A 12,951-nucleotide genomic window follows, 5' to 3' on the forward strand; every position below is an offset into this window, starting at 1 on the left:
GAAGTCTTGATCTTCTTATAAAAAAAGGATTGCACCCGTATTAGGGAGCAATCCTTTTTGGCACGTTACCAGACATGTCTTACGGAATAGGCAGATTCTCTTTTACCTGAAATCCCGAGGTACTCTTCTGGCGGTTCCGCTCTCAATCGCAGCCCGAATGACCTTCTCACGCACCCGCTGAACGGCATTCTCGTTAAATACGCCGGGGATGATATACAGCTTATTTAATTCTTCGGGGCGGATCGTACTCGCAATGGCTTCTGCTGCCGCAAGCTTCATTTCTTCGTTAATTTCACGGGCGCGACAGTCGAGCGCCGCGCGGAATATGCCGGGAAAGCAAAGCACGTTGTTGATCTGGTTAGGGTAGTCTGAACGTCCGGTGGCAATGACACCTGCGATGTCTTCGACATCCTCGGGGGCAATTTCGGGAACCGGGTTAGCCATGGTGAACAGCACTGGAGCCTCGTTCATGCGTTTTACGTCTTCCCGTTGGAGTAGCCCGCCTGCCGATAGACCGATAAACACGTCAGCACCTTTCAGAACCTCGGACAGCGTGCCTGATAACCGTTCGGGGTTAGTATGCTGTGCGTACCAGTTCCACACCGGATGATCGTACGTTTCATCAGCTGTAATGGCTCCGTGGCGATCTACACCAATGATGTTAACGGCACCCGCAGATAGCAAAATTTTAGTGCAGGCTACACCCGCAGCTCCGATACCGCAGACGACGATTTTCACATCAGACAGCGCTTTGCCGACGACCTTGAGTGCATTGATCAGCCCTGCGTACAAGACAACAGCAGTGCCGTGCTGATCATCATGAAAAACAGGAATGTCCAGCTCCTGACGCAGCCGCTGCTCAATTTCAAAGCAGCGAGGTGATGAAATATCCTCCAGATTAATACCGCCGAAAGCTGGAGCGATTTGCTTGATCGCCTTGATGATTTCCTCAGTGTCCTGTGTGTCCAGACAAATCGGGAAAGCATCGACGGACCCGAGCTGCTTGAACAGCATGGCTTTGCCTTCCATGACCGGCATAGCCGCGTAGGGGCCGATATTGCCCAAGCCCAGGACAGCACTTCCGTCCGAGACGACAGCAACGGTGTTACGTTTGATCGTCAAACGGAAGGCTTTGTCCGGCTCCTCATGAATCGCCATGCACACGCGTGCTACATCTGGAGTGTACACCCGGGACAAGTCGTCGCGATTCTGAATCGGAACCTTGGGCTGCATTTCAATTTTACCTCCAAGGTGCAGCAGAAAGGTCCGGTCAGAGATGGACAGTACCTTCACGCCTTGCGCTTTTTTAATCCGGGTAATCATTCGGTCAATTTCGGCCGGATCGGCAATGGTAACCGTAATATCCCGCACGGTGACCTTTTCAGAGGTGCGAATGACGTCAATCGCAATAACATCCCCGCCATGTTCGTTGACCAGCGTAATCAATTGACCAAATTGGATGTGCTCGGTGGAAATTTCCAGTCGTAAAATGATATTTTTACCGCCAATACCGCCTTGCATACAAATTCCTCCTTTGTGTTCCATTACAAAATTAGTAGGATCAATTGATTGCGCTTACAATCGAAAGCGTGCCTAAGAGGTGAATTTATATTTCAAATTAGTGGATTCTTTCCCTATCATAGTGAACAATCTCCCACTTGTACAGATAAAGCTGAATCAAATCTCTCATTTTGCATCAAAAAAGGACAAAAGCCCGGCTCTGTTTCAGCTCCATAGCTATTGTCCTTTTCTAATGGATAACATATAGTCCATCCTGCTGCTCCCATCCCGCTACGTCATATTTTTGCCATAATAAATTTCATCCATTTCTGTTTTAAGACGGGCGGTTATGTTTTGCTGCTCGTTCCCGCTCAGACTTTTCTTCGTATAGCCGAATAGATAATTGTCCAGATCGAATTGTTTCAGCTTGCATTTGGTGTGGAAAATGTTTTCCTGATACACGTTCACGTCTATCATGTCATACTGGTTACGAACTTCGTCGGGAATATAATTTTGAATGGAGGCGATGTCATGGTCGATGAACAACTTATGCCCATTCGTATCACGTGTAAAGCCGCGTACCCGATAATCAATCGTCATAATATCTGTGTCGAAGGAATGAATCAAATAATGGAGTGCCTTGAGCGGGGAGATTTCCCCACAGGTAGAGACGTCAATATCGGCTCGGAACGTGCTGATTCCCTCGTCGGGGTGATATTCCGGGTAGGTGTGGACAGTGATATGGCTTTTATCCAACTGTATAACGACAGAATCGGGCAGAGGGCCGGGTGATTCGGCGTAGGATTCTGTAGGCACCTCCACGATAGGACCTTCCGATATAAGCATGGTCACACTGGCTCCTTGAGGAACATAGTCCTGCTGGGCTACGTTGAGCACATGAGCCTCGATGATATCGGACACATTTTTTAAAATGGCAGTCAGCCGATCCGCATTGTATTGTTCGTCAATATATTCGATATAGGCTTCGCGTTCTTCCCTTGTTTTGGTGTAACAAATATCGTACATGTTGAAGCTCAGCGATTTGGTCAGATTGTTAAACCCGTGCAAGGTAATCCGCTGTTCCGGTGTCATGGTCATGGGCTATTTCCCCTTAATAGTTGCAGTATTCATACATAATGTTCCCATCACTTCTTTTCATATACCCATTCATATACTCCATCCTTTAGCTAAGATTAATGTACCCATAACTTTGAATCAACGTCCACGTACGCCATGTTCTGTTCATAGTTCCATCTGTAAACACCTCGATTCGATAATGACGTACCAATTCGGGCATAACTTCAAAAGGGGTGCGATGATGATGGAGATTGATTAAATCCTCGTTAACGTCATCATTAAAGGTACAATGAATCTCCCGAACCGTTTTTTTCGGCAGCCGCAGTCCACCGGATCGCATTGTCCATTCCAGCACCGCACTGGCTTTCACATATCCGTGAAGTTCTGAGCTGGAGCAGACAGCCTGAGCGAGTCCACACGCAAGGCAGTAAGACTGCTGGACGCTGTTACCTGAGCGAGCTTTGTTTTGACATGCACGGAAACATCATGCGTATATACTTTATTTCATGTTTAGCTAATTTTTAGTAACAGGATTTATAATGTGAAAGCAGATGGATAGAACGCTTTGTGGATATTTGGCGCACAGTCAGCAGGACATGGAAAATGAAGGCGGTAAACGCCCATGTTCGGAGTCCACATTCATCAGCATGTATATTGGAAGCAGAAACAATCTTTTCAGTTGGTGCTCGATACGGATGTGCACTGGATTGCCTATGTAATTGAAGAAGGAAAGTTTGCCTATACTATTAAGGAACACTAGGGGAGGCAAATACCAGGTGCATCTCGTTTGGGGTTAAGTCCGGTGCAATTCCCGAGGAGTTTTCAGACGGCGGTGGACTTGACACCCATCCGGTATGTGACCACACTGCGTCTTGAGAAGGCCCAGACTTTATTGCTGGAGACAGAATATACGCTTGATGATATTGCGGGAAAATGCGGATATCTGAACGGATTTTATTTTAGTCGGGTTTTTTCAGCCAGAAAGCACATGTCACCTTCACAATACCGCAAGCTTAACCGAATATGATTATAGACTTGCAAGGAAAGTGACTTTGGGCATTGCGTAAAATGAGAAAAGAAACTTCAGCTAAAAGCAAGCGTATAATAAAATAAACGTAAGAAGCTAAGAATTATGAAGTTAAAATGAATTTGATAGCAAAAAGAATTTCACAATCCCATCCCATGCTACACTGAAAGTAAAATGGCGAAAGGAGTTTCAAGATGCTGGCTTTGTCCGATCCGGCCTGGGCTCTGCTCCAAGGCCCATATGGTTCCTCTCAATACGTCCCGGAGATGTTGAAGCAGCTCCAAGCCGGATATGACGGCGAAATAGCTGACACCTTGTATTGGGAGGAACTGTATCACCAAAATACGTTATATACTTGTACCTTCGCAGCTGTACCGTACCTCGTAGATATTGCGTTAAGCAGCTCTGATACAAGTATTCGTGCGGATATTTATAATATTTGCGGAATATTCGAAGCTAAAAATGTTAATCCCTTACATACAAAAGTTCCGTTGGAATTTGCAAGGGATCAGGTAGAATTGGATGCAGATCTGGCTGAATATATATATGAACAATACCAGCAAGCTATTGTCCGGCTTACAGGATTGACCGAGGAAATGGTGTTGTATGCTAAGGACCACGAAGGAGATGTTGGCAAGCGTTATGTTTTGGCTGCGGGGGCTGCCTTTCAGGGTTATCGATGTGTAGCTTTTATGCTGCAAAGCTTTGATACTGGTGATGAATATACGCTGGATTGTCCGCATTGCGGAACTCCGCTCTATATTTGGCCTCTTGAACAAAGTGATGTCCTGGTGGTTTACGATAAAGATCCGGTAAACTCAAAAAACCTGGTTCCCCATTCGATCCAACCCGGCTCATTGGACCATAAAGGCTCTAATCTACAATGGCTATATCAATATGCCCAAAAAATTGAAGAGAACAACCTTTTGGCCCATTTACCCTATTTAAACGGTCGGCTGAATTGCCCCATTTGCAATACATCGATCTCCATTTGGGACGAGCTGATGAAAACAGCTAATGGTGTCCGAAAGCATACCGCTTAATGAATAAAAAAGGGAGCTGTATCATACAGCCCCCTAATTTCCACGTATATTTTTTCCGTTCCAATTATTCCTGCTTGTCTTACGTAAGGCTACTCTCGAAACGGATTTAAAAAGGTTTTAGGAATGTCGGATTCAAACCGCAGCAATACTCCAGTGACGGGATGAATAAACGACAGTACTCGCGCATGGAGACCGAGTCGACCGATAGATTTGGCTTTGGAGCCGTATTTTTTATCTCCCACAATCGGATGGCCGATATCCTCCATATGAACGCGAATCTGATTCTTGCGTCCGGTTTCCAAACGTACTTCCAGCAAAGAAAAATGCCGATTGGCCTGAAGCAGCTTGTAATGAGTAACCGCGTGCTGTCCGTCATTCGGATATGGGCTGGAATACATTTTCAGCGTCTTGCTTTCCTTCAGCCATGAGGTGATAGTGCCCGCAGCCTTTTTAACCTGTCCTTCTACGAGAGCGATGTATGTTCGTTCATACACGACTTCCTTCCACGCCTGTTGCATTTCCTGCTGTATGGCTTCGCTTTTCGCAAACATCATGACTCCAGATGTATCACGATCCAGACGATGCAGCACAAAAATACGATTGTATGGATGTTCACGTCGCACATGTGCCGTAAGCTGACGGTATGCCGTTACTTCCTGTTCCTGCGCAGAGGCGACGGACAGCAGCCCGGCATCCTTGTGAATGACAATAATGGCCTCATCCTCATGCAAAATACGCAGCCCGGTCAGCGGCACCACGGGAGTGATCTTTTCCTTGGAGAGGACCACTGTCTGACCTTGCTCCAGCGGAAAATTGAACACGGTACGAGGAATGCCGTTCACGGACACCTGTCCACGAGCCAGCGCTGATTTAATGGAATTGCGGCCCATGCCAGACACATGCTCTACCAAAAAATTCAACAGCTCGGCAGGCTCCTGTACAATATATGTTTTTGCAACGTTTTTTTCCGGTTTACCCTGCTCTTGGGCAGCATTTTTATCAAAAACCCCCGTTTTGCCCCGTGCTTCGGGTCTATGTGAGCCGGATTTTCCGGCGGGTTTGTGGCTGCGCTTGGCGTTGCCTGTGTTTGGCGTGGATTTTGTATGATTTTTTCGATTGGGTTTACGATTGTTCATGGGTTCTTTCTCCTTCTTGGTACCGTGTCTCATCATAGTAATGGACAAACTTGCGGCACCGTGTTCACTATATCATGAGAAAACAGCGAACGCCATGGTAGAAGGGTTCGATAAGAATTTCATTATACATTATACCTATGGACTTCCAGCGGTTGAACATTGCCCTGAACCCCGGTAAACTAAAGGTAACGAAAGATAAGCCGATATGCGTCGAGGACGCCAGAAATATGAGGGGTTTTGAAACTATGAGTGTACAAGCACCAACATTGGAACGGGCGCAGGATCTACTGCAAAAATTTTATGGCTACCCTGATTTCCGGGAAGGCCAGAAGAAAATCGTCGCCAGTATGCTGGAGGGCAACGATACGCTGGGCATTATGCCGACAGGCGGCGGGAAATCCATATGCTACCAGATTCCTGCGCTACTGCATGATGGGCTGACGATTGTTGTATCACCGCTGATCTCGCTGATGAAGGATCAGGTGGATGCGTTGACCACGATGGGGATTGCGGCTGCCTATATTAATAGTACGCTGAGTGGCCGGGAAGTGAACGACCGCATACGTGCCGCACGGAATGGAGATTTGAAGCTGCTGTATGTTGCACCGGAGCGGCTGGAGCTGGACTGGTTTCGCGATGAGATGGCGCAGCTACCGATTTCCTGCGTTGCGGTCGATGAGGCGCACTGTGTATCCCAGTGGGGACATGATTTCCGTACCAGTTATCTGGCGGTGGCTCCGTTCGTGGATGGGCTGTACGAGCGCCCGATTGTAGCGGCATTTACAGCAACGGCGACACCGCAGGTCATGGACGACATCGTGCGGCTGCTTCGCCTGCGTGAGCCGGAGACATTCGTCACGGGCCTGGGACGGCCAAATTTGGCGTTCAGTGTGCTGCGTGGGGAGGACAAGCGCAGCTTTCTGCTGAATTATGCGCGTGAGCATGACGGCGAATCGGGCATTATTTATGCAGCAACACGCAAGGACGTGGACGACCTGTACCAACGGCTGCGGGATGCGGGAATGGCGGCTGGGCGTTATCATGCCGGGATGACCGATCAGGAACGGGCAGACAGCCAGGAGGGGTTCCTGTACGACGATATTCGTGTCATTGTAGCGACTAACGCCTTCGGCATGGGGATCGACAAATCGAACGTGCGCTACGTCATTCACTACAATATGCCTAAAAATATGGAGGCTTACGTGCAAGAGGCGGGACGCGCAGGACGTGACGGCGATCCGAGTCAATGTATTTTGCTGTTCGGACCGCAGGATATTGTGACCCAGAAATTCCTGATCGAGCAAAATCCGCAGGATGAGGACCGCAAGCGCAACGACTACCGCAAGCTCCAGCAGATGGTTGATTATTGCTACACGACTCGCTGCTTGCGTACGGCGCAGCTTGAGTATTTTGGTGAGGCAGAGGAGCATGAGGCTTGCGGCACATGCAGCTCATGTACGGATGAACGGGAACTGGTAGACATGACCATTGATGCGCAAAAGATTTTTTCGTGTATTCATCGCATGCGGGAACGTTTTGGTGTTTCGATGGTAGCCTCGGTATTGAAAGGCTCGCGTAACAAAAAAGTGCTACAGTATGGCTTTGACAGCCTGCCAACCTATGGTGTAATGGGCAATCGGACGGAAAAAGAAATTTCTGAAATTATTAACGTCCTTGTATCGGAAGGTTATCTGCTGCTGTCTGAGGGACAATATCCGGTTGTCCGTTTGCAGCAGCCTGCGGCTGAAGTGCTGAAAGGTCAGCGCGAAGTCATGCAGCGTGTGGTGCGACATGCCACAGCTTTTGCAGGTGGAGCAGGCTCACGTGGACGACAGGGACGCGATGCGTACCCGGCGGCAGTCAACGAAACGGTGTTCGAGCAATTGCGCCTGATTCGCCGCGATTTGGCCGCGCAGGAGCATGTGCCGTCCTATATCATTTTTAACGATGCTACGCTGCGTGAGATGAGTGTAGCGAACCCGCAATCTGAGGCGGACATGCTGCGGATCAAGGGTGTCGGCGAAGTGAAGTTCCGCAAGTACGGCAAGCTGTTCCTTGATTTTTTTCAAAATCAGGGGAATGCCGGAGGAACGGTGAGTGAAGATGAGATTTATGCGGACGATGTGTACGAGGATTTTGAATAGCCATACTAAAAGATATGAGGCGTCATGCAAACTATAAAAGGTTGTGACCTATGAAAGTCATTTTATCAACGTTAAACGCAAAATATATTCATACCTCGCTGGCGATCCGGTGTCTCAAAGCCTACAGTGAAAAGGACTTTGACATTGAGCTGGCGGAGTATACGATCAAGGACCCTGTGATGAACATCGTATCCGACCTGTTTCAGCGGGGAGCGGATGTCATCGGCTTTTCCTGCTATATCTGGAACATTGAAGAGACGATTAAAGTCATTGATGTGTTGAAAAAGATTATGCCGGAGGTCAAAATCATTCTCGGTGGCCCGGAAGTCTCTTACGATACCGACCATTGGATGAAACGCCTGCCGAATGTGGATTTTATCGTTGTCGGTGAGGGGGAGGAAACCTTTCATCAACTGCTTCAGGAGATTGAGGGTACGCAAAAGTACCATTTTGTATATGGACTGGCCTACCGCAAGGGAGAAGAGGTCATTCAGATGCCGGGCCGTCCAAAGGCGGACTTGAACGAGCTGCCGTCACCGTACCGCTTTGCAGAGGATATACCGGAATTAGGCAAACGGGTTGTTTATTTTGAAACCAGTCGGGGTTGCCCGTTCAGTTGCCAGTTCTGTCTGTCCAGTATTGAGGTAGGGGTGCGTTATTACCATATTGAGCGTACGAAGTCGGATATTCTGTATCTGATCGACAACGGAGCCAACCTGATCAAGTTCGTCGATCGGACCTTTAACATTAAACGCGATTATGCGCTGGAAATGTTCAAGTTTCTCATTGAAAACCATCGCGGATGTGTCTTCCAGTTTGAGATTACGGCAGACATTATGCGTCCCGAGGTGTTGGATTATTTGGCGGAAAACGCGCCGCCGGGCGTATTCCGCTTTGAAATCGGCGTCCAGTCGACGAATGATCCGACCAATGAGCTGGTCAAGCGTCGCCAGAACTTTGCCAAGCTTTCCCGTACCGTTACGAAGGTCAAGCAAAGCGGCAAGATCGACCAGCATCTCGATTTAATCGCCGGTCTGCCTTTGGAGGATTACAACACGTTCCGTAAAACGTTTAATGACGTTTTTGCGCTCGGCCCGGAAGAGCTTCAGCTCGGCTTCCTCAAAATGCTGCGCGGCACTGGACTGCGTATCGACGCAGACAAGTACAACTATACGTACATGGATGTTGCGCCTTATGAAATGCTGAGCAATGACGTCCTTTCCTTTGCCGATATCGTTCGGCTTAAACGTTTGGAAGATGTGCTGGAGAAATACTGGAACTCCCATCGTATGGATCATACGGTGAACTATCTGATCGAGCGCGAATTTGCGTCGGCCTTTGATTTCTTTCAGGAGTTCGGAGACTATTGGGAGGGACAGGGCTGGCAAAAAATCGGTCACCAGCTCGAAGACCTGTTCACGCGTCTCCAGTCCTTTCTTGAATCACGCGGAACGAAGCGAATGGATATGGTGCTTGGGCTGATGAAGCTCGACTATTTCCTGAACCATAAATACAAGCCGCGTAAAATCTGGTGGGAACACGCCTTGGAGAAGGACGATTGGTCCAGCTATATGAAAATGGCTCTCCAGCACCCGGATGCGCTGTTGTCACCTGTGGTTGCAGACTTTGTGGCAGATGCGACGCAAACTGCTGCACCTGCTTCTCATGCTACAGATGGCCATTCTGTTTCGGACAGTTCGCAGCCGCAGCCATACCGCGAGGTGATTCCGTCTTTCGCTTCCTTGAAGCTGGGTGAAAAGGAACTGCAAAAGCACGCTGTGCTGGATGTTCTGCCGTTCCGGCTGGATCATATCCTGAGTGGTGGCAGCCCTTTGACCGCTGAAGGCCGAACGTTGCTACTCGTAGTCTACCAGCAAAACGAACAGCAAAAGCCACTGTACTACACCATGCCAATTGGCAAGGAAATTGCAGCGATTTAAGAGGAAAAAGGTACAAATGACATCTAAACATCAGAAGGCATCGTTCTTGACAACACAAGAGTCGGTGCCTTCTTTTGACGAATGAAAAGAGTGATCAGATTGGGCTATATTATGGACTTAAGAAAAGTGGTAGGTACCAGACCCTTAATCATGGCAGGCGCTTGTGTGCTATTACTTAATAATAACCAATTATTGCTGGGACTTAGAACAGATAATGGATTATGGGGATTGCCAGGCGGGTCATTGGAACCGGGAGAATCTATGGAAGAGGTCGCGGTAAGAGAATTAGCCGAGGAAACAGGACTGAAGGCGGGTAGCCTTACCTTATTGGATGTGTTTTCCGGGCCGCAATTATATTACAAATATCCACATGGGGACGAAGTATACAATGTCGTTACAGCCTATATTTGTACCGAATACACCGGAGAGCTAAAGGAAGATCCAAATGAAGTCAAGGAATTAAGATTTTTTGATCTCGACCAACTTCCTGATGAAATTAGTCCTCCGGATATCCCGGTTATCAACGCTTTTTACAAGCATATTGAAATTATTATGAGATGATCCTATAAGATTTTAACCCGGACCTGGATAGAAGCGAAGCTATCTGAGGCCGGGTTTTGTTTTTTTACATCTATGTGATCTTTTGCTTGATGACGCTTTACAATTCAAATATATGATTATTTCATCATATATTTATATTAAATCTACTGGAGTGTGACCTTGTGAAGAAGCGTTCAATGAAAAAGAGTATTCTTGCTTTAGGCGCTATTACGGTTTTGGGTGCACCATTGTTATCATCTGACATCCCTACCACTTTTGCAGCCTCATCTAATACAAAGTCCACTACAGCACAAGTATCCAAAGCACAGAAGTCTACCTCAGTAAAAGTCGATGCTCCTAAAAATGTCATTCTCTTTATCGGCGATGGCATGGGAGAAGCAAGCCGCAATGCGGTTCGTCTTGCAACAGTCGGGAAGTCGGGATTGCTTGAAATGGATAACATGCCTGTAACGGGGCTGGTTAGCACAAGCTCAGGGGACAACCTGGTTACAGATTCCGCCGCCGCCGCAACTGCCATTGCAACAGGTGTAAAAACATATAACGGTGCTATCGGGATGGATCTGAATAAAAAGCCCGTCACAACGATCATGGAGCTGGCGAAAAAGGCAGGTATGTCCACAGGTGTCGTAACGACAAGTCAGGTGACGGACGCAACGGGGGCAGCCTTTGGTGCGCATGTCGAAAAGCGCTCTGCGCAAAGCGAAATTGCTAAGCAGTATCTGGAAAATAGCGAGCTGGATGTTATTCTGGGTGGTGGTGAGGATTTTTGGTATCCTGCGGGTACAGCAGGTAAACATCCAGATGCGCTGGCAGAAGATCCTGAGGAAGCTAGTAAGGGAACTCAAGGAAATTTAGTGGAGCAGGCCAAGAAATTGGGCTATAGCTATGTGACAGATCAGGCGGAAATGAAAGCAGCCAAAGGCTCTAAACTGCTCGGCTTGTTCGCCAATGAAGAGATGTTCCAAGCTCATAATAAGCTGGGGAACTCTTATAACCCAACCGTTTCTTTGCCTGATATGACGACGAAAGCGATTGATGTTCTTTCCAAAAACCAAAAAGGCTTTTTCCTGATGGTAGAGGAAGAAGGAACGGATGAGATGGCGCATGACAATGAAGGCGCATTAACGATCAAGGCTGGGCAGCAGCTCGACAAGGCCGTTAAAGTAGCCAAAGATTATGCCAAAGCGCATCCAGATACATTGGTTCTGGTTACAGCTGACCACGAAACGGGTGGTTTGGCCATTGAAGGCAAGGATGCGAAAGACGAAGCCGACGACGGCACCACGAATGAAGATGGTCCATTCACCATACAAGGCACGAACGAAACGTTTTATATCGATTGGACGACAAAAGGGCATACCGCAGTAGATGTGGCACTGACTGCGATGGGACCCGGCGCCTCCCAATTTAGCGGAAATTACCCGAATACTGCAATTCATGACAAGCTGGTTAAGCTGCTTAAATTGAAAAAATAACTTGGGATGAAATGCTGTCATCTGATATTTGAATAGAGAATATTAGGTGGGAAATCCTACCGTTGGGTGCCTGAATAAAGGATTTTCCATATTGGCAATATGGTTTTTCCTGTGATAAACTATAGCCAAAAGGTATATACTAAAAAAGAGTAAGGATGCTACCAACATCCTCACTCTTTGACAACAGCCGCTTATAAGGGCGGTGGCTGTTCAAAAAGTTTTAGTCATCGAAATATGACCGCATTCCTTTTCCAGAGGGCGGTCTATTTCTTTTTGTTGAAGGAAATAATCAAGATCACCAACGTTGCAAATTGAATCATCAACATCAGCGTATCTTTAACCTCCACAGGCATCACCTCCTTTGCAGGAGACTAGCCGACCGCCCATCTAAGCCATTCTGTTGTTAGTTCATAGTATATCATATGGATAGTCTTGCTAAAAAGGACAAAAATGAAAACGTCTGTTTCTAGGTGTTTGTTTTCTATTTGAGATAAATAGGTTTAGATTATAATTATTAGTTGGTATAAGATACGCGTAATTCATCTAAAAATTGTATGGCGTCTTTAAATCCTTGTAAATATATTTGGTTCTCTAAAATAGATTGAAGAGAGATTTGAGCATCTTCATATAAGAATAGTGTGTGTTCGAGATGTTCAGGAACGGATTCACGAATTTGCTGGAAGTATTGGTTACATTCCATAGAAAATTGATTGCATTCTGGTGTGTTTTTTGGAAAGCATGCTATACAATTTTTCTAATCGGTTTCTGATGATGGGTTCAATTAATATCTCTAAAGAATTAGACATGACTTGCAAACCTTCGGGATGAAAAATATTTTTAACACGCTATTAAAAAATATCATGTAAATATTGTATCATTACAGAGTGATCTGGTATACCGAAAGGTGACATCATAGTGACATCAAATCAATAGGAAAATATCGAACATTTTGTGAACATTCTTAGACAGACTTAAAAAAAGGAAAATTATTCCATATAAACAGATTTTTTGTCAGACAAGCTACCATTGAAAAGCTGGATAAAATCGC

At 46.8% G+C, this 12,951-nt stretch carries 12 protein-coding genes and 1 pseudogene; 7 read left to right on the forward strand and 6 right to left on the reverse strand.

The window, feature by feature from the left end; translation table 11 throughout:
- Window positions 1–102: 102 nt before the first annotated feature.
- The 3 genes from ABIA61_RS12735 to ABIA61_RS12745 all read right to left on the reverse strand — a co-directional run bounded on the left by ABIA61_RS12735 (window position 103) and on the right by ABIA61_RS12745 (window position 2,947).
- Window positions 103–1,521, reverse strand: coding sequence for an NAD-dependent malic enzyme (locus ABIA61_RS12735; RefSeq protein ID WP_283655152.1), 1,419 nt, complete (start codon window positions 1,519–1,521; stop codon window positions 103–105).
- Between the two features lie 270 nt (window positions 1,522–1,791).
- Window positions 1,792–2,598: an adenosylmethionine decarboxylase gene (speD, locus tag ABIA61_RS12740; RefSeq protein ID WP_404580816.1), complete on the reverse strand. Its 807-nt coding sequence runs from the start codon at window positions 2,596–2,598 to the stop codon at window positions 1,792–1,794.
- Window positions 2,599–2,683: 85 nt separating this feature from the next.
- Window positions 2,684–2,947 carry a hypothetical protein gene (locus ABIA61_RS12745; protein ID WP_404580856.1) on the reverse strand — a complete coding sequence of 88 codons (264 nt, stop codon included), beginning with the start codon at window positions 2,945–2,947 and terminating at the stop codon, window positions 2,684–2,686.
- A 252-nt stretch (window positions 2,948–3,199) separates the two neighbouring features.
- On the opposite strand from ABIA61_RS12745, the gene ABIA61_RS12750 reads away from it, so the two are divergent.
- The 3 genes from ABIA61_RS12750 to ABIA61_RS12760 all read left to right on the forward strand — a co-directional run bounded on the left by ABIA61_RS12750 (window position 3,200) and on the right by ABIA61_RS12760 (window position 4,647).
- On the forward strand, window positions 3,200–3,337 hold the full coding sequence (locus tag ABIA61_RS12750) for a hypothetical protein (RefSeq protein WP_283655154.1): 138 nt from the start codon (window positions 3,200–3,202) through the stop codon (window positions 3,335–3,337).
- A gap of 27 nt (window positions 3,338–3,364) precedes the next feature.
- The gene (locus ABIA61_RS12755) at window positions 3,365–3,604 is read left to right on the forward strand and encodes a helix-turn-helix domain-containing protein (protein ID WP_283655155.1); all 240 of its coding nucleotides are present in this window, start codon (window positions 3,365–3,367) and stop codon (window positions 3,602–3,604) included.
- Window positions 3,605–3,798: 194 nt separating this feature from the next.
- Window positions 3,799–4,647 (forward strand): hypothetical protein, encoded by an 849-nt coding sequence (locus tag ABIA61_RS12760; protein ID WP_283655156.1) that lies wholly within the window; start codon window positions 3,799–3,801, stop codon window positions 4,645–4,647.
- 89 nt (window positions 4,648–4,736) lie between these two features.
- Here the strand turns inward: ABIA61_RS12760 and ABIA61_RS12765 are convergent, their stop codons facing one another.
- A complete protein-coding gene (locus ABIA61_RS12765; protein ID WP_404580817.1) occupies window positions 4,737–5,783 on the reverse strand; it encodes an RluA family pseudouridine synthase in 1,047 nt (348 codons plus the stop codon).
- 245 nt (window positions 5,784–6,028) lie between these two features.
- Here ABIA61_RS12765 and recQ point away from each other — a divergent pair, with 245 nt between their 5' ends.
- The 4 genes from recQ to ABIA61_RS12785 all read left to right on the forward strand — a co-directional run bounded on the left by recQ (window position 6,029) and on the right by ABIA61_RS12785 (window position 11,903).
- The gene (recQ, locus tag ABIA61_RS12770) at window positions 6,029–7,927 is read left to right on the forward strand and encodes a DNA helicase RecQ (protein ID WP_192511530.1); all 1,899 of its coding nucleotides are present in this window, start codon (window positions 6,029–6,031) and stop codon (window positions 7,925–7,927) included.
- Window positions 7,928–7,977: 50 nt separating this feature from the next.
- Entirely contained in the window at window positions 7,978–9,867 is a 1,890-nt protein-coding gene (locus tag ABIA61_RS12775; RefSeq protein WP_404580818.1) for a B12-binding domain-containing radical SAM protein, read from the forward strand.
- Window positions 9,868–9,966: 99 nt separating this feature from the next.
- Window positions 9,967–10,428: an NUDIX hydrolase gene (locus ABIA61_RS12780; RefSeq protein ID WP_404580852.1), complete on the forward strand. Its 462-nt coding sequence runs from the start codon at window positions 9,967–9,969 to the stop codon at window positions 10,426–10,428.
- 161 nt (window positions 10,429–10,589) lie between these two features.
- Complete coding sequence (locus ABIA61_RS12785) at window positions 10,590–11,903, forward strand: alkaline phosphatase (RefSeq protein ID WP_404580819.1); 1,314 nt, start codon at window positions 10,590–10,592, stop codon at window positions 11,901–11,903.
- 263 nt (window positions 11,904–12,166) lie between these two features.
- On the opposite strand, the gene ABIA61_RS12790 is transcribed toward ABIA61_RS12785, so the two are convergent.
- Both ABIA61_RS12790 and ABIA61_RS12795 read right to left on the reverse strand, forming a co-directional pair.
- Complete coding sequence (locus tag ABIA61_RS12790; protein WP_007429455.1) at window positions 12,167–12,256, reverse strand: putative holin-like toxin; 90 nt, start codon at window positions 12,254–12,256, stop codon at window positions 12,167–12,169.
- A 161-nt stretch (window positions 12,257–12,417) separates the two neighbouring features.
- Window positions 12,418–12,709: pseudogene (locus ABIA61_RS12795) on the reverse strand (hypothetical protein).
- Window positions 12,710–12,951: the final 242 nt, after the last annotated feature.

The organism is Paenibacillus sp. RC21, assembly GCF_044907935.1.
Taxonomy (GTDB): domain Bacteria; phylum Bacillota; class Bacilli; order Paenibacillales; family Paenibacillaceae; genus Paenibacillus; species Paenibacillus terrae_A.